At 40.8% G+C, this 26,033-nt stretch carries 19 protein-coding genes and 1 riboswitch; of the genes, 11 read left to right on the forward strand and 8 right to left on the reverse strand.

Translation table 11 applies throughout. From position 1 onward, the window contains the following. Positions 1-5: 5 nt before the first annotated feature. From OCV73_RS11070 to miaB, 4 genes are all read right to left on the reverse strand, one after another. Entirely contained in the window at positions 6-254 is a 249-nt protein-coding gene (locus tag OCV73_RS11070) for a DUF3098 domain-containing protein (RefSeq protein WP_147552188.1), read from the reverse strand. Between the two features lie 45 nt (positions 255-299). Next, on the reverse strand, positions 300-1,169 hold the full coding sequence (locus OCV73_RS11075) for a cell division protein FtsX (RefSeq protein WP_147552189.1): 870 nt from the start codon (positions 1,167-1,169) through the stop codon (positions 300-302). Positions 1,170-1,174: 5 nt separating this feature from the next. After that, entirely contained in the window at positions 1,175-2,077 is a 903-nt protein-coding gene (locus OCV73_RS11080) for a class I SAM-dependent methyltransferase (protein WP_147552191.1), read from the reverse strand. Positions 2,078-2,351: 274 nt separating this feature from the next. Continuing rightward, positions 2,352-3,725: a tRNA (N6-isopentenyl adenosine(37)-C2)-methylthiotransferase MiaB gene (gene miaB / locus OCV73_RS11085; RefSeq protein ID WP_147552192.1), complete on the reverse strand. Its 1,374-nt coding sequence runs from the start codon at positions 3,723-3,725 to the stop codon at positions 2,352-2,354. A gap of 257 nt (positions 3,726-3,982) precedes the next feature. On the opposite strand from miaB, the gene OCV73_RS11090 reads away from it, so the two are divergent. Together OCV73_RS11090 and OCV73_RS11095 are read left to right on the forward strand one after the other, a co-directional pair. After that, positions 3,983-4,405 carry a hypothetical protein gene (locus tag OCV73_RS11090; protein WP_147552193.1) on the forward strand — a complete coding sequence of 141 codons (423 nt, stop codon included), beginning with the start codon at positions 3,983-3,985 and terminating at the stop codon, positions 4,403-4,405. A 159-nt stretch (positions 4,406-4,564) separates the two neighbouring features. Further along, a complete protein-coding gene (locus OCV73_RS11095; RefSeq protein WP_147552195.1) occupies positions 4,565-6,055 on the forward strand; it encodes an acetyl-CoA hydrolase/transferase family protein in 1,491 nt (496 codons plus the stop codon). A 141-nt stretch (positions 6,056-6,196) separates the two neighbouring features. Here the strand turns inward: OCV73_RS11095 and OCV73_RS11100 are convergent, their stop codons facing one another. Further along, positions 6,197-8,182: a glucosamine-6-phosphate deaminase gene (locus tag OCV73_RS11100; RefSeq protein ID WP_147552197.1), complete on the reverse strand. Its 1,986-nt coding sequence runs from the start codon at positions 8,180-8,182 to the stop codon at positions 6,197-6,199. A 203-nt stretch (positions 8,183-8,385) separates the two neighbouring features. Between OCV73_RS11100 and nagB the strand changes: the two genes are divergently transcribed. Beyond that, positions 8,386-9,198, forward strand: a complete 813-nt coding sequence (gene nagB, locus OCV73_RS11105) for a glucosamine-6-phosphate deaminase (protein ID WP_147552198.1) — start codon at positions 8,386-8,388, stop codon at positions 9,196-9,198. 45 nt (positions 9,199-9,243) lie between these two features. Here the strand turns inward: nagB and nrdG are convergent, their stop codons facing one another. Both nrdG and OCV73_RS11115 read right to left on the reverse strand, forming a co-directional pair. Beyond that, complete coding sequence (nrdG, locus tag OCV73_RS11110; protein WP_147552200.1) at positions 9,244-9,726, reverse strand: anaerobic ribonucleoside-triphosphate reductase activating protein; 483 nt, start codon at positions 9,724-9,726, stop codon at positions 9,244-9,246. Next, positions 9,726-12,110, reverse strand: coding sequence for an anaerobic ribonucleoside triphosphate reductase (locus OCV73_RS11115; RefSeq protein ID WP_147552202.1), 2,385 nt, complete (start codon positions 12,108-12,110; stop codon positions 9,726-9,728). The genes nrdG and OCV73_RS11115 overlap by 1 nt, the downstream gene beginning before the upstream one ends. A gap of 48 nt (positions 12,111-12,158) precedes the next feature. Next, positions 12,159-12,357: riboswitch (cobalamin riboswitch) on the reverse strand. Positions 12,358-12,481: 124 nt separating this feature from the next. Between OCV73_RS11115 and folK the strand changes: the two genes are divergently transcribed. Next, entirely contained in the window at positions 12,482-12,976 is a 495-nt protein-coding gene (gene folK / locus OCV73_RS11120; protein ID WP_147552204.1) for a 2-amino-4-hydroxy-6-hydroxymethyldihydropteridine diphosphokinase, read from the forward strand. A 218-nt stretch (positions 12,977-13,194) separates the two neighbouring features. Then, positions 13,195-14,517, forward strand: coding sequence for a methionine adenosyltransferase (gene metK, locus OCV73_RS11125; protein WP_147552206.1), 1,323 nt, complete (start codon positions 13,195-13,197; stop codon positions 14,515-14,517). A 50-nt stretch (positions 14,518-14,567) separates the two neighbouring features. On the opposite strand, the gene OCV73_RS11130 is transcribed toward metK, so the two are convergent. Further along, a complete protein-coding gene (locus tag OCV73_RS11130) occupies positions 14,568-15,404 on the reverse strand; it encodes a phospholipase A (RefSeq protein ID WP_147552208.1) in 837 nt (278 codons plus the stop codon). Between the two features lie 205 nt (positions 15,405-15,609). On the opposite strand from OCV73_RS11130, the gene OCV73_RS11135 reads away from it, so the two are divergent. The 6 genes from OCV73_RS11135 (at position 15,610) to OCV73_RS11160 (ending at position 26,025) form a co-directional block, all read left to right on the forward strand. Further along, on the forward strand, positions 15,610-16,716 hold the full coding sequence (locus OCV73_RS11135; protein WP_147552209.1) for a DUF4369 domain-containing protein: 1,107 nt from the start codon (positions 15,610-15,612) through the stop codon (positions 16,714-16,716). A gap of 14 nt (positions 16,717-16,730) precedes the next feature. Continuing rightward, positions 16,731-18,272 carry a YifB family Mg chelatase-like AAA ATPase gene (locus OCV73_RS11140; protein WP_147552211.1) on the forward strand — a complete coding sequence of 514 codons (1,542 nt, stop codon included), beginning with the start codon at positions 16,731-16,733 and terminating at the stop codon, positions 18,270-18,272. A gap of 98 nt (positions 18,273-18,370) precedes the next feature. Next, positions 18,371-20,953, forward strand: a complete 2,583-nt coding sequence (mutS, locus tag OCV73_RS11145) for a DNA mismatch repair protein MutS (protein WP_147552406.1) — start codon at positions 18,371-18,373, stop codon at positions 20,951-20,953. Between the two features lie 47 nt (positions 20,954-21,000). Next, a complete protein-coding gene (locus OCV73_RS11150; RefSeq protein WP_147552217.1) occupies positions 21,001-22,260 on the forward strand; it encodes a peptidase U32 family protein in 1,260 nt (419 codons plus the stop codon). Beyond that, the gene (gene mnmD / locus OCV73_RS11155; RefSeq protein WP_147552219.1) at positions 22,257-22,931 is read left to right on the forward strand and encodes a tRNA (5-methylaminomethyl-2-thiouridine)(34)-methyltransferase MnmD; all 675 of its coding nucleotides are present in this window, start codon (positions 22,257-22,259) and stop codon (positions 22,929-22,931) included. Before OCV73_RS11150 ends, mnmD begins: the two co-directional genes overlap by 4 nt. Before the next feature lie 91 nt (positions 22,932-23,022). Beyond that, positions 23,023-26,025 carry a tetratricopeptide repeat protein gene (locus OCV73_RS11160; RefSeq protein ID WP_147552221.1) on the forward strand — a complete coding sequence of 1,001 codons (3,003 nt, stop codon included), beginning with the start codon at positions 23,023-23,025 and terminating at the stop codon, positions 26,023-26,025. The last annotated feature ends 8 nt before the right edge of the window (positions 26,026-26,033 follow it).

Genomic DNA, 26,033 nt, shown 5'->3' on the forward strand with positions numbered 1-26,033 from the left:
CAATATTATTTAGCTTTGTGCATAATGGCATAAATCATGAATACAAATCCCGCAAAAGCGATAGCCGGAGCTATTACGATACGACGGAAACTGAAAATATCCGGATTGAATTCTGTTTCTGTAGAGCCCGGGCCTATCATTAAGGCAAAACCTATGATCACGGCAATGAAAGAGATGGCAATGAGAATATAATTCTGCTTTCCTAAAGCAAATCCATTAACTTTTTCTTTTTCGGAAGCGGTATTTACCGACATGTTTTTTTTTGTTTTTTGAGTATTCATTATAGTAAATAGTTTCTGTTATACATAATATAAATCGTCCCGGTCCATGTGAATATAACGGTTAACCGAAAAATAGGCGGAAACTGCTGTGAGTACGATTCCCAATAGTAATACGATAATATACACCGTAGCCAGTAATTCAACATTTACGAGGGTATAGAAATTATCTATTTCGTTCGTTAAATAATATATACATCCCGAAAGCAGCAGGATAGCGATGAATGCCGCTATAACACCGTTGGCTATATTCGAAACGATAAACGGTTTACGGATAAAGCCGGGAGTAGCCCCCACCAGCTTCATGGTGTGTATGATAAATCGTTTGGAATACGCACTTAATCTTATTGTATTACTGATCAGTGCGAAAGAAATAACCATAAGCACGAGAGCCAGAACAGAAAGGATAAGTCCTATTTTTTTTATATTATCATTGACCGATTGAATAAGATCTTTTTGGTAAGTGATGTCGCTGACGGCCTGATTGCTCCTCAGTCCTTTCTCTATCCAGCTTATACTGTCATTTCTGGCATATTCGGCTTTTAACCGTACCTCAATCGAGGATTGGAGTGGATTTGCTCCCAGTACGTCTTCGGGATTTTCTCCTAATTCTATCATTACTTCTTTTAGGGCATCTTCTTTAGATATGAATTGAGAAGCTTTAACGTAAGGAGCTTTATTGAGTATCTTTTGTAATTGTTGTATTTGAGAGTCTTTTGCTGATTCTTTTAAAATGATAGAAAACCCTATATTTTCTTTTACGTGAGTCGAAAGATTCGAGGCCAGCAATCCCATTAGGACCATGATCCCTAAAATAAAAAGCACGAGAGATACGCTTAAAGTGGAAGTCATGCGTGCGTTGAAAAAAGTAAAATGTCTCTTAGCCGTCATATTACTCACTGTTTTTTCTTTTTTAAAACGTATATTACAGAACTGCTCCGGTCATATTTATCTTTAGCCGAAAGCCATGCCAGGGTTCCTCTCAAGAAGCCTTTAAAAAAGGCCGGTTTTTTGCCTTTGTATTTCTCGCTTAACATAGATACGTAGAAGCCGTCGAAAGGCATACCGGTAGCCGATTCTATTTCGAACCCTTGTTTATCGGCCCATATGGCAAATGTATGCGGTGAAAAATGCCATAAGTGTCTGGGAACATCCCAGGCAGCCCAGAATTCTTTATAATAGCAGGCATCGTATGATTCACAATTAGGAATCGCAATAATCAGGGTACCGTCCTCTTTTAATGCCCGGTTCATTTGAAGTCCTGTCTCATTAAGAGCTTGAAGATGTTCCAGTACATGCCATAAAGTTATAACGTCATATTTGTTTTCGGGCAAAGTGAAGGGTTGGGTAGGGGCGTCTATCTTTAATCCGAAATGATTTTTAGCAAAGGATGCTGCTCCTGAATTTTTTTCTATGCCTTCGACGTTCCATCCTTTTTGGGCCATGACATGCAGGAAATATCCTGTTCCAGAACCTATATCGAGTATTTTACCGTGAGTTATTCCCGATTTCTTCTCTACCAATTCCGCTTTTCGCTGGAGCATAAAATTACGGACTGCATGGTATATGGTGTTGATAATACCTTTCTTTGTATCGGAATGAGAAATATAATCGGTTGTATCGTAATAACGCCCTATCTCTTTCTCATCCGGAAAATGTTGGGTAAAACAAAAGTGGCAATCGTCGCATGTATGTATTTCAAATATCTCGTTTGTCGCATAATGATCGGCACAATCTGATAATTTGTGTAAATGCCGGCTTCCGCAAACGGGACATATTGTAATATCTATTGTGAACATTCTTTTGAAAACCCGTTTCTGTTGTTGAACAATCCGTTATCTAATTATTATGAGTTAAATGTGTCCTGTTTTTTATATATTTCTTTACTGTCTATAGAATAAAGGAACATTTATCCCAAATTTTATGCAAAATAACAACTAATATGGGAGAATCAGACTTTTTGTTGTATTAATTTAACAAATTGATTTTCTGTAAAAAAGAACTTGTTTTAAAATGTAAGGTTTGATCATATGTTTGTATATATATCCTGAGGATTTCCTCAGGATATATATCTTATTCGCTGACGTTCCCTAATAAAGTTGCAGAAGATGCATCTGTAACGGTTACATTTACAAATTCTCCTATATGGTATTTTCCTTTAGGAAAAACGACTACTTTATTTTGTTGCGTTCTTCCGAACAGTTGTTCTCTTGATCTTTTCGAAAAACCTTCTATCAAAACTTCGAATGTTTTTCCTATGTCTTTGCGATTACTTTCGAGAGACAAAGTATTCTGTATATCTATCATTTTCTGTAACCGGCTAATTTTGATTTCTTCGGAAATATCGTCAGGTAGGTACTTGGATGCATATGTGCCGGGACGTTCGGAGTACTTAAACATGAACGATGCATCGAAGCCGACCTCTTTCATTAGGCGTAGTGTTTCTTCAAAATCTTCTTCTGTTTCGGAGTGGAAACCGCTGAATAGGTCGGTCGTGATGCCACAACCGGGAATAATTCTCCGGATAGCGGCGATTCTTTCAAGATACCATTCACGTGTATATTTGCGGTTCATTAATTTTAGGATGCGGTTGCTTCCCGATTGCACCGGCAGATGGATGTGGTTACACAGATTATGACGAGAGGCGATAATCTCAAGTGTTGCATCGCTCATATCTTTCGGATGGGAAGTAGTAAAACGTACTCGCATACCATCTCCTGCCGCGTCCGATACTTTGGTTAAGAGCGAGGGAAAATCTGTTATGCTTCCATCCGTATTTTCGAACCGGAACGAGTTAACGTTTTGTCCCAAAAGAGATACTTCTTTAAATCCCCTTGATTTAAGATCTTCTAGCTCTTTTATGATGCTTTCAGGATCCCTGCTGCGTTCCCGCCCTCGGGTATATGGAACGATGCAATATGAACAAAAATTGTTACATCCCCGCATAATTGAAATGAATCCTGATATCCGGTTACCGCCGATACGGGCAGGAATAACTTCTTTATAGGTTTCTGTAGTTGATAATGTTATGTTGATGGATTTTTCACCTTTTTCGGCGGCACCGATGAGGTTCGGCAGGTCCAGATACGAGTCGGGACCTGCCACGACATCCACATGATGTTCCTGTATCAAGTGTTCTTTTACTCTTTCTGCCATACATCCCAGAACACCTACAATCAGATGTTTTTTCTTTTTTCGCAAAGAATGGAAGTAGGTAAGCCGTGAGTATATTTTTTGTTCGGCATTATCGCGAATAGAACAGGTGTTGACGAAAATAGCGTCGGCATCCTCTATGTTATCGCATAACGAATACCCGTCCATTTGCATAATGGAAGCAACTACTTCGCTGTCGGCTACGTTCATCTGACATCCGTATGTCTCGATAAATAATTTTTTTTCTGTTGTCTCTGTTACGGATTTTGAGTCCGTGTCTGAGAATTGTTTCATTTCTTTAATTTTAGAGGTTTATATCCTATTCTGTAATTTTTTTCAATGAAAAAGTAATATTTTTCAACATTAATGTTTGATATTACGAAAAAATGTTTTTTCTTTGTAATCAAATCATATGAAATTTTTTCATAGTTAAGGTTTAGGTTAAATCTATTAAGGGGGGTTGTGAAGCCACCCTTAGTTTTTTATATGTAATCTTTCTTGTTATTCTCTGAATATTTCTTTAAATTTGAGGGCAAAATTACAAAAAAGAGATGGATAATTTTGAGATAATCATTTATATAATCATAATTATCGCTTCTTTCGTAGGCTCGTTTGTTAAAAAGAAGCGACAGGAAGAACACCGTCGTGCACAAATGAGCCGGTCTGCTTCAAATGAAGAACTGTTTGACGAAATATCTGACGATGAAAGTGATGAGGATAAGGTAGGTACTTGGGCAGATGTCGTGGTACAATGGAAAGAAAAGACGGATAAACCGAAACCTGAACCAGATACGAAAAGAAATGTAGAAACAAAAATGCAAGAGTGTCCGGAAGTTTTAGACACAGTTCCTCCGATCGGTAATATAAGCAGTAATAATATTTATGATCAGGATCCGGGTGAAAAATATTTTTCCGATGCCGAAGACTTGAAACGAGCAATAATCAATGCAGAAATCCTAAACCGAAAATATTGACTGAATTTAGTTTATCTACCTCTGAATGATTAAGAAAAGGTGTGAAATTTAGAATTTAGGACGATTTTGTCCCGAATTTTTTATACTTTCGTCACGTTTTTATTTTACAAGAAAAGATCGCATCAGAATATCTGAGAAACAAACAAAAAAGAGCAGATTATGGCATTTAATTACATTACCGCAGAAGAAGCGGCCGAATTTATCCATCATAACGATAATGTAGGTTTTAGCGGATTTACGGCTGCAGGTACACCTAAAGTAGTAACTGTGGCGTTAGCAAAACGGGCGGAGGCAGAACATGCCGCAGGCCGTCCTTTTAAAATAGGAGTTTATACAGGGGCCTCTACTAACGATTATATCGACGGTGCATTAGCTCGTGCAAACGCTATAAAGTGCAGAACGCCGTATCAGTCTAATAAAGATTGCCGTAACTCGGCAAATAGCGGAGAAACATCTTATTTCGATATGCACCTTTCGCATTTGGCACAAAACCTTCGTTATGGTTTTTTAGGAAAAGTGAATGTTGCGGTTATAGAGGCTACTGAAATCAGTGATGACGGTGAAATTTTATTGGGTCCCGGAGTAGGAGTTGCACCTACCGTATGCCAATTGGCAGATAAAATTATAATTGAACTTAACCGGCATGATTCGAAAGAATTACGGGGTATGCATGATATTTATCAGCCGTTGGATCCTCCTTACCGCCGGGAAATACCTATTTATAAACCGAGTGACCGTATAGGTTCTCCGGTTGTAAAAATCGACCCCCGTAAAGTTGTTGGTATCGTTGAGACAGATATTCATGATGGAGTAAAAGAATTTGCTCCCGCCGACGAGGTTACTATGAAAATCGGTCATAATGTATGTGAATTTCTAGTATCTCAATTGAAAGCCGGTTTAATACCTGCTTCTTTTCTCCCTTTACAATCTGGTGTAGGTAATATTGCTAATGCTGTACTGGGTTGTCTGGGTTCCAGCCCTGATATTCCTGCTTTTCAAATGTATACAGAGGTAGTTCAGGATGCTGTGATAGAATTGATGAAGGGAGGAAAATGTACATTTGCCAGCAGCTGTTCACTGACGGTGAGTGATGCAAAACTGGAGGAAGTCTTCAATAATATTAAATTCTTCCATGACAAAATATTGTTGCGTCCGGGAGAGATAACCAATAACCCGGAAGTGGTACGCCGTTTAGGTCTTATTACGATTAATACCGCTTTGGAAGCCGATATATTCGGTAATGTGAATTCTACGCATGTCGTAGGTACGAAGATGATGAATGGTATAGGAGGGTCCGGGGACTTTACCCGGAATGCTTATCTCTCTATATTTACGTGTCCGTCTGTTGCAAAAGGAGGGAAGATCAGTGCTATTGTTCCGATGGTTTCTCATGTGGATCATAGTGAACATTCCGTTTCGGTTCTGGTAACGGAATATGGCGTTGCGGATTTACGGGCCAAATCGCCCAGACAGCGTGCTCAGGCGATTATTGAGAATTGTGCTCATCCTATGTATAGACAATTGTTATGGGATTACCTGAAATTAGGTAAAGGTCATACGCCGCACAATCTGCACGCTGCTTTCGGTTTCCATAATGAATTTAACAAATCGGGCGATATGGCTCTTACTAATTGGGCCGATTACGAATAATCAATGATGTTATCATAATTGAAGAAAACCGCTTATCATCTTTGTGATAAGCGGTTTTTTTTATTTGCACAGGATATTGGTTTTAATAAAAAAGCATGCCATATTATAGCATGCTTTTTTAAATTATCATTATAAGGTTTTTTATCCTCTGATAGGATGATATTCTACGAAGGCTTCTATTGCTTCATACGAAGCCAGACCTAAGCGTGAATATAATTCTGCTGTTGCTCTGTTACGGTCTTCGGAACGTTGCCAGAAAAGCCTTTCGTCGTCACCGAGGAATGGTGCGTTCTCCATTTGAGACTGGTGTTTCAAAATAGAGTTGCGTTTCTGGCGTAATTCTTCAGGGCTTAAAGGAACCGCCATTTCAATGTGGTCGATTTCCCACTCTGCCCATGCACCTCGGTACATCCATATGCGGCAGTCTTGCATCCATTTTTCATCTTTGATCTCGTCTATGGCTGCCAAAACCGCATCCAGACACACTTTATGTGTTCCGTGCGGGTCTGCAAGGTCACCAGCAACGAATATCTGATGAGGTTTTACTTCTTCGATAAGAGCTTTCACGATATCAACATCGGCACGTCCCAAATCTCCTTTTTTAATAGTTCCGGTTTCGTAGAACGGAAGATTGAGGAAGTGTACGTTTTCGGGTTTTACATTGATATAGTTACAAGCCGTACGAGCTTCTCCTTGCCGTATAATGGTTTTCAGGTAACGTACGTCTGCGCTATCCATTTCACCGTCTTTTTTCTGGGAAATGAATTTATTGATTTCTGCATGTTTTGCCAGGAATTCGGGGGTGTTGAACTTAAATTCTTTAGCAATAGCACCCATCAGCATAACATAACGCATCATGTCTTCATCTCCTACAGCAATATTACCAGATGTTTCGTATGCTACATGTACGTCGTGTTTCTGGTCTACCAGACGTTTTAACGTACCTCCCATAGAGATAACATCGTCATCGGGATGAGGGCTGAATACGATAACACGTTTAGGGAATGGTTTGGCACGTTCGGGACGGAATGTATCGTCTGAATTCGGTTTACCTCCCGGCCAGCCGGTAATGGTGTGTTGTATATCATTAAAGATCATTATATTGACATTATAAGCAGAACCGTATAATGCAAGAAGTTCGCTTAATCCGTTATCGTTGTAGTCTTTGTTGGTCAGCTTCAAAATAGGCTTTCCTGTTTTCATACATAGCCATACGATAGCCCGGCGTATCAGTTTATCATTCCATTCGCAGGATGTTACCAACCAAGGCTGACTGATGCGCGTAAGTTGTTCTGCTGCGGGAAGATCGAGTACTATTTTTGCTCTTTTATGGTTCTGTAAGAATGATGCCGGAATCGTGTCGGTGGGAAGTCCTTCAAGGGCTTTCTTTACAATGCTTGCCTTATTCTCTCCCCACGCCATGCAGATGATTTGTTTTGCGGCCATTAAATTGGAAATACCTAAAGTAATGGCACTATGAGGCGCGTTTTCTGCTGAGTTAAACATGGATGCTGCGATATGCCGGGAATCGTTCCCCAGTAACATCAGCCGGCAGGAAGAGCTTAATTGAGAGCCTGGTTCGTTGAATGCCAGATTACCGGTAGCACCGATTTCACATAATACCAGATCAAGACCGCCGAATTCTTCGATTTTGTCTTCGTATTCTTTGCAATATTTGTAAATATCTTCTTTCGGAACGGCTTTGCCCGGAGTGAATATATTCATCGGGTCTATATCTACTTTATCAAGCAGGAGCTCTTTTAGCAGATGCATAGTTCCGGGAGCATTATTTTCCAGGGGATAGTATTCGCTGATATTAAAAACGACAACATTGGCGAAGCTGATTAAGCCTTCTTTATACATCCGTACGAGTTCGGTATAGACACCGTGGGTTCCTACGCCCGAACCTAATGCGAGAACACAGGGACGACGTTCTGCTTTACATTTCCGGATAAGTTCCGCAACATCATGAGCAATGTGTAAAGAACCTTCTTCGGGGCTTTCGAAAATACGGGTGTAAACCTTTTCGTTGCGTGTGAGCGCAGCTCTCTCCAGTTCGCTATCTGGATTGTAATACCGTTTCGGTATTCTGTCAAGTTTAATTTGTGAGCTTAGATTTGTTTTCATTGCGCGTTATTATAAGAGTATTTGATTTTTTTGGCTTTTTACAAATGTAAGAAAAAATTAATTAGCATATTGTTGTTTAACTAATATTATGTATTTGTGCCAGAAATTTTGATTATTCGTGAAGATAATCTTTTTAAACTTCTCAATATAAAAAAAAATAACTATATTTGAACTCATACTTTTTAATATAAAAAAATACGACTATGAGACTAATCATTGAACCAGATTATGAAAAAGTTTCTCTTTGGGCTGCAAATTATGTAGCTTCACGTATACGTGAATTTAATCCCACCGCAGAGAAACCTTTCATCCTGGGGCTCCCTACCGGTTCATCTCCTCTCGGGATGTATAAAGCCCTGATAGAATTAAATAAAAAAGGAGTTGTTTCTTTCCGTAATGTAGTGACATTTAATATGGATGAGTACTGTGGTTTACCGAAAGAACATGAACAAAGCTATCATTCTTTTATGTGGAATAATTTCTTTAACCATATCGATATAAACCCCGAGAACGTAAATATACTGAACGGTAATGCAGAAGATCCTGTTGCCGAATGTGCCCGCTATGAAGAAAAAATCAAGTCATACGGAGGAATAGACCTTTTTCTCGGCGGTATAGGTCCTGACGGTCATATTGCTTTCAATGAACCGGGTTCTGCTCTGACTTCCCGTACCCGTATGAAAACACTTACACAAGATACTATTATCGCAAATTCCCGTTTCTTTGATAACGATGTGAACAAAGTTCCCAAAACAGCGCTTACTGTCGGAGTAGGAACGATAATGGATGCTAAAAGCGTACTCATAATTGTAAATGGCCATAATAAGGCCAGAGCTTTACACCATGGGGTAGAGGGCGGTATCAGCCAAATGTGGACTATCAGTGCCTTGCAGTTGCACCCCAAAAGTATTATCGTGTGTGACGATGCTGCTACAGCTGAATTGAAAGTAGGAACGTATAAATACTTTCTGGATATTGAACACGATAATCTGGCTCCTGAATCATTATTGAAATAATAAGAGTCTGTTTCAAAACAAGGAATGGCATGTATCTGCGATTGTTTACATGCCATTTTTTTTGTGCAGATTTATGATCTTTTGGTTGCTACTCCCTCTGAATGCAAGATTTGGATCATAAAGATTTTTATCGAATCGTCCGTCTACCAAAGTGTCGATAAACTGGAGACAGGAAGAAAGCCTTTCGTCTTTAGTTATTTCTTCCAGTGTATATCCGGTGTAACACCAGATGTTTTGTTTGGTTTCGCTCTTTAGGCGTTTCAACAGACCGAAGAGTGCCTCAGGATTAAAGAATGGATCTCCTCCTGAAAGAGTAATACCATCTAATAGAGGATTATTGTTGATGTCACGGATGATTTGGCTCAATATTTCTTCAGTCAAGGGACTTCCTGTATGCTGGCTCCAGCTTTCAGGATTATGGCAGCCCGGACAATGATGATGGCAGCCGGACAGATAAATGGAATAACGTATCCCGAAACCGTCTGCAATGGTTTCGGGATATACATTTATGAGGTATAGGTTTTCCATTATTTGTTATGCTTCACTCGATCACGTTCTTCTGCTTGTTTTGCCGAGTTCCATGTTTCAAGGCTTCCTGTCAGGTAACCGGTTATCCGGCGCATCCGGGTAATATCTTCGCTTTTACATACAGGACATTTGGAATATATAACTCCTTTATATCCGCATTTTCTGCATGTATCTACAGGATGATTGATAGAGCCGTAACCTATGCCTTCGTCATGCATGGTTTTCACGATCTTCAAAATAGCCACGACATTCTTTTTTGCTTCCCCGTCAAGTTCTACATAAGTGATATGACCGCCTTTGGTGATACTGTGGAAAGGAGCTTCCTTTCTTATTTTTTCGGCGATGCTTACCGGTTCTTTTACATCAATATGGAATGAATTGACATAATAATCTCTGTCTGTTACTTCCGGGATAGAACCGTAACGTTTACGATCCATATAGGTGAAACGTCCGGATAATCCTTCTGCCGGGGTCGCTAAAACGGAGTAGTTAAGGTTGTAACGTGTTTTGTATTCTTCTGCTACGGTATTCATTACTTTTACCGCATCATAAAGCGTATTCCAGGCTTCTTCGTTATGGGCGTGCCCTTCTCCGTAAATAGCGCACATGGCGTTATGGCCGCCGATGAATCCGATACCCAGTGTTCCGCTGTTTATTACGTCTCCTACTTCATCGTTAGGTTGTAAAGAACTCCCTCCTTTCCATACATTATTGCTCATCATGAAAGGGAATTGGCGGGCAAGTGCCGTACGTTGGTATTGGTAACGTTCATAAAGTTGTTCTGCAATAAGGGCCGACAGGGTTCGTACTTTTTCGAGGAAAAGTATGCGTGCTTCTTTACGGATAGCGTGCTTATTTCCGTCAGGATACATATCTTCTGCTTCTCTGCGTGCTTCGATAGCTATGCGGGGCATATTCATAGAGGTGAAAGAAAGATTTCCCCGGCCCCAGGAGCTTTTTTCTCCGTGGATGTTCTCAAATACGCGCGTCCGGCATCCCATTGTGGCAATTTCGTAGCGGAACCTTTCCGGATCGTCGGCTTTCCATTTTTCATGTTTGTTGTACTCTGTATCCAGAAACACGAAATTGGGAAATAAGGATGTTGAGGTCGTTTTACATGCTTCCAGTAATAGGTCAAAATTGGGGGCCTTGAATTTTATTTTTCCGTTAATGGCGTCATCATAATGAGCAAGAGTCATTTTGTAATCTTCTTCATCATAAGAAATGCCATCTTTTACCTTGAATATTTGGATAGGAAAAACGGGAACTTCACCGTTGCCCAGGCCTTCTACGGTTGCGGCTAATAGTTCCCGCATAACCATACGTCCTTCTGCCGAAGTATCGGTCCCGTAATTAATAGAACTGAATACTACCTGGTTTCCTCCCCGCGAGTGCATGGTATTTAAGTTATGAATAAAGGCTTCCATAGCCTGATGTGTATCTTTGCGTGTTGCCGAATAACTTTGCTCCCAGGCTGTTCTCAATTCATCCTCGGTTATGGGAGCTCCTGATTCATGAATGACCTCGAAGAGGTTTTTTATCTGTTTATCGTGCAGGTCTATGGAAGTAACGATTGTATGAAGCTGTTCTTTTAAATTGATTTCATGAGAATCGTGTTTGAGATTTAATATGAAGCTGATACTGGATTCCAGGTGCTTGCGGAAACTCTTAATAACCCCTTTCGACATAAAATGGTCAAAGGCTGGAATTGCTTGCCCTCCGTGTTGTTCATTTTGATTGGTTTGGAAAATGATAGTGGCCAGGGTGGCATAACTTTGTATGGACTGAGGGGTTCTTACCGTTCCGTTTTTGGTGTGAAAACCTCTTTCCAATATATCGTCCAAATCATATTGGATGCAGGTCGTGGTTTTTGTCGGATAGTAGTCCAGGTCATGGATATGGATATCTCCGTTTTTATGAGCCCGGGCATAACGTACTCCCAGCAAATATTTATAGGCGTAATCTTTAGTGACTTCCGATGCAAAAGTCATCATTTGCCCTGCCGGTGTATGCGAGGACATATTTGCGTTACTCAGGTTTATATCGTTTTTTTCTATGGCGACGATCCCGTCCATGATTTGTTTCATGGATGTTTTTTTATCTCTTTCGACGGTACGCCACTCTCTGTAAATAATGTATTTTTTTGCGATATACGGATTTCGGATCATAAGTTCCTTTTCGACTATATCTTGAATTTCTTCTACCGATATTTCTGTTCCTGAAATGGAAGATGCCGCTTGTATTGCGATTTGTTCGATAGTGTTATCTTCATTCAATATACCTCCGGCACGATATGCTTTTGTAATTGCACGTTTAATTTTCTCGATAGAAAATTTCTCCTTTGCACCATCTCGTTTGATGATGATCACTTTTTCACAATCCATAATTATTTAGTTTATCGGTTACAACTAAAGACCTTTTCCCGAGGTCCGTTTATAGTCTCATGTATGGCAGGTCTTCTGACTTACCTCTGCTTCCGATGCCTTCCCATTCATTATAGAACAGTGGCTTGTAGATCGTTAGCATGCGTTGAGGCTCACAGCAGCGGGACTGTTCCCGATTTTCACGGGATTCCCTTTTATCTCTGTCCGAAGGGTTTTTCGGACAAGAACCATAACGAAGGTAAAGGTAGTATTTTTTGGATATATGATAATGTGTTGTGGAGAATTAAATTTATTTTTTTGGAAACTTTTTATGAAAAAAGATTCTGAAAGTTTTCCAAAAAGAATAATTTTGTACTTATTATTCATAATAAATGAGCATATTATATATAGGGTTAGGTTCAAATCTGGGAAATCGTAAAGAGCATCTGGATAAGGCGGTTTTAGAAATAAAGAATTCGGTGGGTAAAATAATTGCCGTATCGGATTATTGTATATCGGAACCTTGGGGATTTGAATCGAAAAATGATTTTTTGAATGCAGTGCTGGCGGTGGATACGACTATGCATCTGCCAGACATTTTACATAAAACCCAAGAAATAGAGAAAAAAATGGGGAGTGCGGTACATCGCAAGAGAGACGGAGGATATGCCGACAGGATTATAGACATAGATTTACTGGCCAGTGGCGGAGAGATTATATGTAACTCTGAGCTTACATTACCGCATCCGCGTATGCACGAGCGGCTTTTTGTAATGGTTCCTTTTGTTTCAGTGGCGCCGGGATGGATACATCCTGTTTTTCACAAAACAGCAAAGGACTTATTGTCTGAACTGAAGCGTTCGGTTTTGTCAGATAAAAAAAAGTAAAAAGAAAACACGGTTATTTAATAAAGTATTATATTTGCAACCAAAATCAGATGTGGAAGGATTTGGCTGCTTGCAACCACGATAAAAAATGCTAAAAATTGCGTTCTTATCTCTTTCCTGTCAGCCTTGTTATTCTGATTCTGAATAAATAGCAAATTATTTTTCGGGTGGTCTCGTTCTGCCCGGATTAGGACAATAACAATAACAACTTTTTAATTATGAATTATTTATTCACCTCAGAATCGGTGTCCGAAGGACACCCCGATAAAGTAGCCGATCAAATATCGGATGCTTTGCTTGACGAGTTTCTGGCTCATGATGCCAACTCGAAAGTAGCTTGCGAAACATTGGTGACTACCGGACAGGTAGTTCTTGCCGGAGAGGTTAAATCGAATGCTTATGTTGATCTTATGGATGTTGCCCGCCGGGTAATCAACCGTATAGGTTATAATAAGAGTTCTTATAAATTTGACGGAGATTCATGCGGAGTATTTTCTGCTATTCATGAGCAATCGGCCGATATAAACAGAGGAGTAGAAAGAGAAGATCCGATGAATCAGGGTGCCGGGGATCAGGGGATGATGTTCGGTTATGCTTGTAATGAAACCGATAATTATATGCCGCTTTCATTAGATCTCTCCCATCTCTTGCTTACAGAGCTGGCGGCTATTCGTCGGGAAGAAAAAGAAATGACCTACCTTCGTAAAGGGAAAGTAACTTCATATTTACGTCCTGATTCTAAATCTCAGGTAACGATCGAATACAATGAAGATAATATTCCTGTAAGGGTTCATACGATTGTGGTTTCTACCCAACATGATGATTTCATCGTGCCGGAGGACAGTACTCCTGAAGCTCAGGCTGCTGCCGATGCCGCTATGTTGGAACGTATTTATAACGATGTAAAAAATATCCTTATACCCCGTGTAGTAGAGAAGTTGCCCGCGCGCGTAAAAGCTTTATTCGATAGCAATATCATTCTACATGTAAATCCTACCGGAAAATTCGTAATTGGCGGTCCTCATGGTGATACGGGACTTACTGGCCGTAAAATTATCGTCGATACTTATGGCGGTAAGGGAGGTCATGGCGGAGGCGCTTTTTCCGGAAAAGATCCTTCTAAAGTCGATCGTTCCGCTGCTTATGCAGCTCGTCACATTGCAAAGAATCTTGTAGCTGCCGGAGTTTCAGATGAACTGTTGGTACAGGTGTCTTATGCGATAGGAGTGGCACAACCGGTAAGTGTTTATGTAAACACTTATGGGAAATCGAATGTATCATTGAGCGATGCTGAGATTGCCGCTAAAATTACCGAAATATTTGATTTACGGCCGAAGGCCATAGAAGAACGGCTTAAACTCCGTAATCCGATTTATGAAGAAACAGCTGCGTATGGTCATATGGGACGTAAACCCGAAATAGTGAAAAAAACATTTACTTCTAAATATATGCCTGAACCCCTGGAGAAAGAGGTAGAACTCTTTACCTGGGAGAAACTGGATTATGTAGATAAAGTTAAAAAATCATTCGGTTTGGTTTAAATCGTGATAAATGAAATAAAACGAGCCGGATGTATCCGGCTCGTTTTATTTTAATAGTTACTGAAATTTCTCGGTTTTATGACGAACCCGATGCGTAGCCGGCTGCGAAATTTATTATAATCCAGTAAACATTCTCCGTATCCGTTATAATATTGTACGAAAAAATACTGGTTTTCTTTCGGGAATAACCGGAAATTAAATTCGAGAATTGTATTGAAATTCAGATTCCAACCGCTTCTTTTGGTAAGAATTGTGGTAAATCCCCATCGTTGATTCTCACTGATATAGCTGGTTGCCAGTTGTGCGATACCGCAATATTTGAGAATGTCTTTGTTATTCTCTCCGTCAATAATGGGAATCCAGGTTTTAAATTGTATTTCCAGGTTTTTTTCTATAAGTAAAGCTCCGGAGAAAGTAATCCGGTTCCAGCTGCGGGAATAGATACTGTCTTTTCCGTTCGATTCATGTTCTATTAATATTCCCGCTTTACCGATGTACCGGTTCTGATGGATGATAAGGTGCCCTAAGCCGATGCCCGGATTGAAATTCAGGTCTACCATGGGTAGGGATTTTTCGAACACATTCCAAAAAGCTTTTTGTGTATATTCGATAAACAGAAAGGAGTTGAAAGGTAATTTACTTTTAGTAAGCCTTTGGCTTATGCTTATCTGGAATTTGACGTCTGAGTTCTGTTTGGTCGGCTTGTGCCCGATAGAAGTTCCCCCAATGAAATAATTGTCTTTGAAAAGAGTAAAATAAGGGCCTTTATCCAGTTCATCTCGAATACTGTCGGCATTATAATGCGGAGTATTCGGTTTATCAATAATCTGGGCGTGCATGCCATAACAGTATAGCCATGCGACAAGGAGCATACATATATTTCTCATGAGTATATATTAATCTTTTAGACAACAAATATTAAATCAAAATTGTTTTCATAAAAGGTCATAATTTCTTTAAATTTAGTCATTATGATGGATAATTTTAAAGTTTTCGCGAATAAAATAAAAATTGCCTTCGTTTTTTCATTATAGCATTATTTGTGGCTGTCGATAAAAAAGGTAAATTTGCGTTGATATCAAAAATAAAAGTATGAATAAGATTATTTCGTACGTGTCTTTCGTATGGCTTCTTGTATTTGTTTCTTGCGGGAATGAAAAGACGGGTTTCTCTATAGAAGGAACGTTGGATAACCTGGAAGGAAAACCGCTTTTTGCCATATATGAAAATCAGGAAAAATTATATATCGATACTTTATTTCCTCAGAATGGTTTTATTTCTCTTAAAGGAGAGGCGAAGGCACTTACTCCTGTACAATTTTACAGAGCCGATAAGAGTAAATATCTCCGTTTATATGTGAAAAACGGGGATCGTATAGAGTTGAAAGGAGATTCCCGGGAACCCTATGAGCTGAATATTAAGGGAAGCGATCTTGACAAAGAGTTGCTGCAATTTTGCCGTGATAACAAATCTTTATTAAACGCTTTAGATTCGGAACGACAAGAGGTCTTGAAAGCGGGTGTCATCTCGGAACGTCTGGCCGCTCTTAATAAAGAGCTGAGTGAAAAAGTAACCAAATATGTTACCGGACATAAAAACTCGGTGTTAAGTTCTATCCTGCTATATGATTTTATGCCTGTAAATAGCGATTTCTCTCCATGTGATTCTTTATTCAGGGTCATATCACCTTCGGCAATACCTCCTTATATTGTGGGAAAATGGGAATATTTGAGAGATAAAGACAGAAAGTTAAGCACCGATTCTGTTTTCGGGGGGGGGAGCTTTATTGACAAAAAAGATTCTTTGAGGGTTTATGAGGCTCCTTATGAACAAATGATGTTGTTTTATTTCTGGAAAACAGGAAATAAGCGGTCTCAACAGGATTTTAATATTTTGCGTGATTTGTACAAAGAATACGGAAAGAATGGTTTGGATATAGTAACAATATCATTAGAACCAGATTCTTCGGCCTGGCGCAGAACATTGGGGACGGATAGTGTTCCCGGAACATCATTATGGGCAAACGGAGGTTTTGCGAATAAAACGATCATGAATTCAGGAGTTCCTTGTATACCTTTTTATGTCGTAACCGATACGCTGGGAATGATAATTGCCAAAGGCATGGAGAGTGATACTTTGAAAGAATTTATTGAAAAGAAGATGAACGGAGCGAAAGAGAGAAAAGTTTCGGATAATTAAAATACGAATGGCCTATGTTGGTAAAAGTATTCGGGGCAGCCGTACAAGGAATAGATGCAATAGTAGTTACGATTGAGGTAAACTGCACGCAGGGTATCCGTTTTTTTATGGTCGGGCTGCCCGATACGGCAGTGAAAGAGAGTCATGAACGTATTGTTTCGGCCGTTCAGCATAACGGTTACAAATTTCCGCGAATGCAGATCGTTATCAATATGGCTCCGGCTGATATCAGGAAGGAAGGCTCTGCTTATGACCTGCCTTTAGCGATAGGAATCCTTGCTTCGGACGGTCATTCGATATCGTCTGAAAAACTTTCTTCTTATATGATGATGGGCGAATTATCGCTTGATGGCAACATTTTACCGGTTAAAGGAGCTTTGCCTATTGCAATTAAAGCAAGAGAGGAAGGGTTTAAAGGGCTTATAATTCCGAAAGCGAATGTAAGGGAGGCTGCTGTTGTTAATAATCTTGATGTATACGGGGTTGAAAATATTAAAGAAGTTATCGAATTTTTCAATGGAGAGCGTGAGCTCGAACCTACTGTAATAGATACCAGAGCCGAATTTTTTGCCGGAACGTCCGAATTCGATCTGGATTTTTCCGATGTAAAAGGACAGGAAAGCGTAAAACGGGCTTTTGAAGTAGCTGCTTCAGGCGGACATAATATTATACTCGTCGGCCCTCCGGGCGCCGGAAAATCGATGATGGCGAAACGTTTGCCTTCTATTTTACCTCCATTGACTTTACAAGAGGCTTTAGAAACGACAAAGATACATTCGGTCGCAGGAAAAATGGATAGTGATAGTTCCCTCCTTTCCCGGCGTCCGTTCCGTGCACCGCACCATACGATATCCAGTGTCGCGTTGGTGGGTGGAGGGGTATTCCCCCAGCCGGGGGAAATATCGCTGGCTCATCACGGTGTTTTGTTTTTGGATGAGCTTCCTGAGTTTTCAAGGCAAGTTCTTGAAGTAATGCGGCAGCCGCTTGAAGACCGTAAGATTACGGTCTCCCGGGCAAAATATTCGATAGAATATCCGGCTAGTGTCATGCTGGTTGCTTCGATGAATCCTTGTCCCTGTGGTTTCTATAATCATCCCGATAAGGAATGTATTTGTTCTCCGGGCGCTGTCCAGCGTTACCTTAACCGTATTTCGGGACCTTTACTGGACCGTATTGACATTCAGGTGGAAATTGTACCGGTTCCTTTTGAAAAGATTTCCGATATCAGGCCTTCTGAGCCGAGTTCTGTTATTCGGGAACGGGTAGTACGTGCACGTGAAATACAGGCGGAACGATTTTCGGGAATTTCCGGAGTATATTGCAATGCTCAGATGAATACACGTTTGCTCAACCGCTATGCGGTTCCGGATGATGCCGGTCTGAAAAGACTGAAAGATGCAATGACCCGTTTTAGTTTATCGGCCCGGGCCTACGACCGTGTTCTCAAGGTAGCGCGTACGATTGCCGATCTGGAGGGGAGTGAGAATATTTTATCCTCGCATATATCCGAGGCGATCACATACCGGAATTTGGACAGGGAGAACTGGGCCGGATGATCGTATGATATGAGTGTCGTATCGTTTCGGGAAATTTATTTTTTGATAATAATTAAAAACAAGATAAAGTGGCAAAAGAAGTAGTTGAGACTCCGCTCATGAAACAATATTTTGAAATGAAAGGCAAACATCCCGATGCTGTTTTGCTTTTCAGGGTAGGAGACTTTTATGAAACGTATTCCGAAGATGCCGTTATTTCGGCGGAAATTCTTGGAATAACACTTACACGGAGGGCGAATGGCGTAGCTCAGCATGTCGAAATGGCGGGTTTTCCGCATCATGCACTCGATACGTATCTTCCCAAACTTGTCAGGGCCGGCAAGCGTGTTGCTATATGCGAACAGCTGGAAGACCCTAAAATGACGAAAAAGTTGGTAAAGAGAGGGATTACCGAATTAGTTACCCCGGGAGTTTCCATCAATGATAATATACTGAATCACCGGGAAAATAATTTTCTGGCAGGTGTGCATTTTGGTAAAAATAATTGTGGTATTGCTTTTTTGGATATTTCTACAGGTGAATTTCTCACGGCTGAAGGAGATTTCGATTATGTTGATAAGTTGTTGGGCAATTTTTCCCCGAAAGAAGTCCTATTTGAAAAAACCAAAAGAAAATTGTTCGAAGAACATTTCGGCACCCGTTTCTTTACTTTCGAACTGGATGACTGGGTATATACCAGCGAAGCGGCGACCGACCGTTTGTTAAAACATTTCGAGACGAAGAATCTGAAAGGGTTTGGTATTCATCAGATGCCTAATGCAATTATAGCAGCAGGCTCTTTGTTGCATTATCTCGATATAACGCAGCATACGCAAATATCCCATATTACTGCATTATCCAGAATAGAAGAAGAGCGTTATGTGCGCCTTGACAAGTTTACTGTTCGTAGTTTGGAATTACTGTCGTCCATGAACGAAGGAGGCAAGAGCCTTTTGGATGTGATTGACCGCACGACCAGTCCTATGGGGGCCCGTATGCTCAAACGCTGGATGGTTTTTCCCTTGAAAGATGTAAAACCCATCGATGACCGGCTGAACGTTGTAGAGTATTTTTTCAGGCATCCCGGTATGGAGGAGGCTCTCGAACCTCAGCTCGAACTGATAGGAGATGTGGAACGTATCATTTCCAAAGTGGCCGTAGGCCGTATATCACCCCGTGAAGTCGTGCAGCTCAAAGTTGCTTTGGGAGCGATGGAACCAATCAAGCAATTATGTGCAGCTTCGGAGGAACCTGTGTTACAACAGATTGGAGAGCAACTGAATCCTTGTACTATCATTCGCGACCGGATAGAGCGTGAAATAAATCCGGATGCTCCTACCTTGGTGAACCGGGGCGGTATTATTCGTAAAGGAGTTAACGGAGAATTGGACGATCTGAGAGATATTTCATATTCGGGTAAAGATTATCTGATGCACATCCAGCAGCGGGAATGTGAGCGTACGGGGATTTCCAGCCTTAAAATCAGTTATAACAATGTATTCGGTTATTATATAGAAGTCCGTAATACTCATAAAGATAAGGTTCCCGAAGAGTGGATAAGAAAGCAGACACTGGTGAGTGCTGAGCGTTATATCACGCAGGAATTGAAAGAGTATGAAGAAAAGATATTGGGGGCTGAAGAGAAAATACTTTCGCTCGAAACCCGTTTATTCAATGAACTGGTTCTGGCATTAAGCGAATATATCCCGGCTATCCAGCATAATTCATCTTTGATCGCCCGTCTCGATTGTCTTCTTTCTTTTGTCAAGGTCGCCCGGGAGAATAAATACATACGCCCTCAGATAGATGAGTCACTTGAGATAGATATTCATGAAGGGCGGCATCCGGTTATTGAAAAGCAAATGGCTCCCGGAGAAGCTTATATCGCGAATAGTGTATTGTTGAATAACGATACGCAACAGATTATTATGATTACCGGACCTAATATGGCTGGTAAATCGGCTTTATTGCGTCAGACGGCGCTCATTGTATTGCTGGCTCAGATAGGCTGCTTTGTCCCTGCAGAGTCGGCGAAAATAGGAGTAGTCGATAAAATATTTACCCGGGTGGGAGCATCGGATAACATCTCTTTAGGCGAGTCTACTTTTATGGTGGAGATGAACGAAGCTGCCGATATTCTTAACAATATGTCGGAAAGAAGTCTTATTCTTTTTGACGAACTGGGGCGCGGAACCAGTACCTACGACGGGATTTCCATAGCTTGGGCTATTGTGGAGCATATACACGAACATCCAAAGGCACGTGCTAAAACTTTATTTGCAACTCATTACCATGAGTTGAACGAGATGGAACGCACCTATAAGCGTATAGCTAACTATAATGTCTCGGTGAAAGAAGTGGATAATAAAGTGATTTTCCTGCGTAAACTAGTTCGCGGCGGTAGTGAACATAGTTTCGGTATTCACGTGGCTAAACTGGCCGGTATGCCTCAAAGTATAGTGAGCCGGGCGAACCAGATATTGAAACAGCTGGAAACCGAAAACCGTCAGAGCGGCATTTCGAAACCGACGATGGAGATCGCTACCAGCCGGAGCGGTATGCAGCTTAGTTTTTTTCAGCTGGACGATCCTGTTCTCTCTCAAATACGTGACGAAATAATCAAGGTGGATATCAATAATCTTACACCGATGGAAGCTTTGAATAAGTTGAATGAAATACGAAAAATAATTACCGGAAAATAATGCTTTAGAGTTTTTCGCTGGAGGTTGATAAGGCAATACGAAAAGATATGAAAAGAACCGATTTTGAAATTATGGCCCCTGTGGGCAGTTATGAGTCCTTAACGGCAGCGATACAAGGCGGTGCTAATTCCATCTATTTCGGAATAGAAGGTTTAAATATGCGTGCACGTTCGTCAAATAATTTTACGGTGAACGATTTGCACGAAATTGTACGTATATGTAATGAACATCATATAAAAAGTTATCTTACGGTTAATACCGTTATATATGACGAAGATCTGAAACTGATGCGCCGGATTATAGATGCGGCGCGTGAAGCCGGATTATCGGCTATAATTGCCAGTGATGTCGCTGCCATGTCTTATGCCAGCAGTATAGGTGTAGAGGTACATCTTTCCACTCAACTGAATATATCCAATGCCGAGGCTCTTAAATTCTATGCCCGTTATGCCGATGTAGTCGTACTGGCTCGTGAACTTAGTCTGGAACAAGTCGCCGGAATATATAAAACGATATGTGATGAAAATATAAAGGGTCCCGGAGGGGAGTTGATTCGCATCGAAATGTTCTGTCACGGAGCTCTTTGTATGGCCGTTTCCGGGAAATGTTATTTGAGCTTGCATGAGATGAACGCTTCGGCCAACCGGGGAGCTTGTATGCAGGTATGCCGGCGGGCCTATACGGTAAAAGATAAGGAGAGCGATCTGGAACTGGAAGTGGATAATCAATATATTATGTCTCCGAAAGATTTGAAGACGATACATTTTATGAACAAAATGATCGATTCGGGGGTACGGGTATTTAAGATTGAGGGACGTGCGAGAGGCGCGGAATATGTGCGGACCGTGGTATCCTGTTATCGCGAAGCGGTCGAGGCATATCTGGATAATAGTTTTACGGATGAAAAGATAGAGGACTGGAATGAGCGGCTGGCTACGGTGTTTAACCGGGGATTCTGGAACGGTTATTATCTGGGGCAACGATTGGGAGAGTGGACTTCGAGGTATGGCTCTTCAGCTACTAAGACGAAGGTTCTGATAGGTAAAGGCATCAAATATTTTTCTAAACTGGGAGTAGCCGAATTTCAAATAGAAAGCCGTTCTTTGAAGGTAGGAGATGAGATTTTGATTACTGGACCTACTACCGGAGCGGTAACTACTATCGTAGATGAAATACGGGTCGATCTGAAACCTGTGGATGAAGCAGTGAAAGGAGAACGTTTTTCTATTAAACTAAAAGAAAAGATAAGACCTTCGGACAAATTATTCAAATGGGTGAATACCGAAGATTTAAAGAAAGAGTTATGATTTCTGTACAGATACAACGAACGGCCGATGGCTCTTCTACTTTATATTTGCCTGATCTGGACGAACACTACCATTCGGTGAAAGGAGCGAAAGAAGAGGCGTCTCATGTTTATGTTCATACGGCATTCGACGCTTGTGTAGAAGAATCTGTCAATGTTTTGGAGATGGGGTTCGGTACCGGATTAAATGCTTTTCTCACGCTGCTCGCCTCCCAAAGCAGAAACGGAAAAGTATATTATACGGCATTAGAGGCATATCCTCTTCCGCTTGATATTATTGAACGGTTACGGTATCCGGAAACGATAGAGCCTGCAGCTTCCGGTTTGTTTCTGAAATTACATGAAGCCGGGTGGAATGTCCGGGAACAGATAACGCCTTCGTTTCACTTGTTGAAAATACAAGCCGATTTATTGAAATATGATTTTCATGATAATAAGTATGATGTGGTCTATTATGATGCGTTTGCTCCGGAAAAACAGCCTGAATTATGGGACGAATCCGTATTTTCCCGTATTTATGATGTTCTTTTTCCGGGCGGTATTTTGAGTACGTATTGTGCTAAAGGTGAAGTCCGCCGGAGATTGCAACGATGTGGGTTTTTGGTGGAAAGACTACAAGGCCCTCCGGGAGGCAAGCGGGAAATAATAAGGGCGGTAAAGCCGTTTGTATAAGAAATAGATTAAAATAATCTGTTATTATGTGTAAACCTTTTCATAAAGGTTTTGTCTAATTAAAAAATGTGTCGTATAAAAATATGGAGCGATGAAAAAAAGACATTTCATAATTGCATGTACGTTGTTTAGTTTCGGAACTTTAGCGGTTTTCGGGCAGTATGGCATACATTCGGATGGTTCCGGAGGATATCTGGAAAGAGGGCGTCTTATGTATGAGAATCATAATTATGTGGGATGTATAGATCAGCTTACACAACTGAAGCGGATGACCTCGGACTATTCTATGAATGAAATTGCCGATTATTTCATTGCTGCGGCAACTTATGAACGGGGGAAAGAAGAGTCCGTAGAAATGCTGGTCCGGTTTGTAAATAAATATCCGTCGTCTGCTTATGTTCCTGAAGCGAATTTCAAGGTCGGCAATTATTATTTTTTTGAAGGAAAGTATGGTTTAGCGATACGGACCTATTCCGGGTTGGACGTGGATAAGCTACCTGAAAGTTTGCAGGCGGACTATTGTTACCGATTGGCATATTCTTATCTGAAAGAAGAAAGTTATTTACAGGCAAAACCTTTGTTCGAAGTTTTGTCCCGTTCTTCAGATAAATACAAAGAAGCCTCGGATTTTTATTTGGCTTATATTTTGTATGCCGAAGGAGATTATGCCCGTGCGATGCAAGGATTTGCCAAAAGTTCGGGGAGCCGTGAATTCGGTACAGAATCACGATATTATATGACACAGATCTATTTTCTCCAAAAGAATTATGCACAGGTAATTTCTTTGGGAAAAGAGTTGCTGGGGGGAAATCCCGGAAAAGAATTCGGAGCTGAACTGAATCGGTTGGTTGGAGAAAGTTCTTATTTCGAAGGAAAGAACAGTGATGCTTTATCCTATCTGGGCCGGTATGTTTCCATGACTCCCAGACCTATGCGGAACAGCCTTTATATGCTGGGAGTAGAAGAGTACAGGGAAAACCGCTATTCCGAGGCTATTGCTTATTTGAGCCGTGTGACCGATAAAGATGATGCGCTGATGCAAAACGCCTATCTTTATATTGCCCAGAGTTATCTTAAATTAGGAGATAAGAAAAATGCCCGATTATCTTTTGAAACGGCATCCCGGTATAATTATGACCAGCAGGTAAAGGAAACGGCTTTATATAACTATGCTTTGAGTATTCATGAGACAGCCTTTTCTCCTTTTGACGAATCTGTCGGGGTCTTTGAACGTTTTCTGAACGAATTTCCAGCTTCAAGATATGCCGATAAAATCAATGATTACCTGGTCGAGGTATATATGACGACTAAAAATTATAAGTCTGCGCTGGTTTCCATTGAAAAAATAAAACGTCCCGACGCCAAAATACTGGCAGCCAAGCAGCGGATTCTGTTTCAGCTGGGTACCGAAGCTTTTACGAACGCCCGTTTGGCCGATGCTAAAAGCTATTTTAAGAGGGCTATTGATATGGGAAATTATGTACCTGAAACCCGGGCGCAAGCTTGGTTCTGGATAGGAGAATGTAATTACCGTCAGAATAATTATGCTCAGGCCGAGCAAGATTATAAAAATTATCTTTCGCTGACAAAACAAAAGAATACTCATTTATATTCTCTGGCCCGTTATGATCTGGCCTATACTTGCTTCAAACAACATAAATTCAGCGAGGCTCTTAGCCATTTTAATTCGTATGTATCCGGTTCGGATAAAAGCGATAAATCTATGTTGGCCGATGCTTATAACCGTATAGGCGATTGTTATTATTATGCCCGTAGGTTTGCCGATGCTGAAAGATATTATGGTGAGTCTCAAAATATTCTGCCGGGTAACGGGGATTATGCTCTTTTCCAGAAAGGCTTCATGGCCGGTCTGCAAAAAAACTATCAGGTAAAACTCGATTTAATGGATAAACTTATTGCTACTTATCCTCAATCGGAATATATAGATGATGCTCTTTTCGAAAAAGGGCAGGCTTATACGATAATGGGGAATGACAAGGAAGCCATACGGGTTTATCAAAAACTCTTGAAAGATTATCCACAGAGTTCTATATCGCGCAAAGGCGGTTTGCAATTAGGAATGGTATATTTCAACAGCGGAATGATAGATGAATCTATTGATGCCTATAAACAGGTAATATCGGCTTATCCCTCCAGCGATGAGGCACGGGTAGCGGCCGAAGATCTGAAATCGGTTTATGTGGAAAAAAATGACGTATCTTCATACGCTTCATATATTAAATCCCTGGGAGGTACTATTACATATAAGGTAAGCGAGCTGGATTCGTTAAGTTATCTGGCTGCCGAACGTTCTTATGCCGCTCAAAAAAATATAAGCGGGTTGACGAAATATATTCGGGAATTTCCGCAAGGGGCCTTTTTATCTCAGGCCCATTATTATATAGCAGCCGATGCGTTTAATAAAAAAGATTACGGAACGGCATTGCTTTCGTTTAACTATGTTCTGGAACATCAGCCCGACGGGAATTTTGCCGAAGAAGCATTGGCCCGCAAGAGCGAGATTCTTTACCTGCAAAATGATATGGACAATGCCTTGGAAAACTTCCGTTTATTGGAGAAGAAAGCAACAACGACTGAAAATCGCAGGGCTTCCCGTTTGGGAATAATGCGTATTTCACAAAATCAGCAGAAACCCTGGGGAGTATTGGAAGCCGCAAATAGTCTGTTACAGGATGCTAAATTGTCTCCGGAACTAAGACAAGAGGCTTTGTTCGCCAGGGCAGCTGCATATAAGGCTGTCGATAAACCGGATAAAGCAATAGCCGACTGGAAAGTGCTGGCATCCGATCCCCGTACGATATACGGTGCGGAGAGCGCTTATTTATTATCTCAGCATTATTACGATACGAATAACCTCGATATGGCCGAGAAGCAATTGAATAACTTTATAGACCAGGGTACGTCCCATCAGTATTGGCTCGCACGAGGCTTTTTATTGATGGCTGATATATTTATAAAACGGGGAGATAATTTCCAGGCGAAACAATATTTGTCAAGCCTGAAAAATAATTATACGGTACAGGATGATATTGCGGGCCGTATTCAGGAACGTTTGAGTAAAATAGGAGAATAAATCTTATA

Source organism: Barnesiella propionica (genome assembly GCF_025567045.1).
Lineage (GTDB): Bacteria > Bacteroidota > Bacteroidia > Bacteroidales > Barnesiellaceae > Barnesiella_B > Barnesiella_B propionica.

Excerpts from the sequence above, each read along its gene's own strand:
- OCV73_RS11070 (WP_147552188.1), bottom strand. The coding sequence starts at position 254 with ATGTCGGTAAATACCGCTTCCGAAAAAGAAAAAGTTAATGGATTTGCT.
- OCV73_RS11075 (WP_147552189.1), bottom strand. The coding sequence starts at position 1,169 with ATGACGGCTAAGAGACATTTTACTTTTTTCAACGCACGCATGACTTCC.
- OCV73_RS11080 (WP_147552191.1), bottom strand. The coding sequence starts at position 2,077 with ATGTTCACAATAGATATTACAATATGTCCCGTTTGCGGAAGCCGGCAT.
- miaB (WP_147552192.1), bottom strand. The coding sequence starts at position 3,725 with ATGAAACAATTCTCAGACACGGACTCAAAATCCGTAACAGAGACAACA.
- OCV73_RS11090 (WP_147552193.1), top strand. The coding sequence starts at position 3,983 with ATGGATAATTTTGAGATAATCATTTATATAATCATAATTATCGCTTCT.
- OCV73_RS11095 (WP_147552195.1), top strand. The coding sequence starts at position 4,565 with ATGGCATTTAATTACATTACCGCAGAAGAAGCGGCCGAATTTATCCAT.
- OCV73_RS11100 (WP_147552197.1), bottom strand. The coding sequence starts at position 8,182 with ATGAAAACAAATCTAAGCTCACAAATTAAACTTGACAGAATACCGAAA.
- nagB (WP_147552198.1), top strand. The coding sequence starts at position 8,386 with ATGAGACTAATCATTGAACCAGATTATGAAAAAGTTTCTCTTTGGGCT.
- nrdG (WP_147552200.1), bottom strand. The coding sequence starts at position 9,726 with ATGGAAAACCTATACCTCATAAATGTATATCCCGAAACCATTGCAGAC.
- OCV73_RS11115 (WP_147552202.1), bottom strand. The coding sequence starts at position 12,110 with ATGGATTGTGAAAAAGTGATCATCATCAAACGAGATGGTGCAAAGGAG.
- folK (WP_147552204.1), top strand. The coding sequence starts at position 12,482 with ATGAGCATATTATATATAGGGTTAGGTTCAAATCTGGGAAATCGTAAA.
- metK (WP_147552206.1), top strand. The coding sequence starts at position 13,195 with ATGAATTATTTATTCACCTCAGAATCGGTGTCCGAAGGACACCCCGAT.
- OCV73_RS11130 (WP_147552208.1), bottom strand. The coding sequence starts at position 15,404 with ATGAGAAATATATGTATGCTCCTTGTCGCATGGCTATACTGTTATGGC.
- OCV73_RS11135 (WP_147552209.1), top strand. The coding sequence starts at position 15,610 with ATGAATAAGATTATTTCGTACGTGTCTTTCGTATGGCTTCTTGTATTT.
- OCV73_RS11140 (WP_147552211.1), top strand. The coding sequence starts at position 16,731 with ATGTTGGTAAAAGTATTCGGGGCAGCCGTACAAGGAATAGATGCAATA.
- mutS (WP_147552406.1), top strand. The coding sequence starts at position 18,371 with ATGAAACAATATTTTGAAATGAAAGGCAAACATCCCGATGCTGTTTTG.
- OCV73_RS11150 (WP_147552217.1), top strand. The coding sequence starts at position 21,001 with ATGAAAAGAACCGATTTTGAAATTATGGCCCCTGTGGGCAGTTATGAG.
- mnmD (WP_147552219.1), top strand. The coding sequence starts at position 22,257 with ATGATTTCTGTACAGATACAACGAACGGCCGATGGCTCTTCTACTTTA.
- OCV73_RS11160 (WP_147552221.1), top strand. The coding sequence starts at position 23,023 with ATGAAAAAAAGACATTTCATAATTGCATGTACGTTGTTTAGTTTCGGA.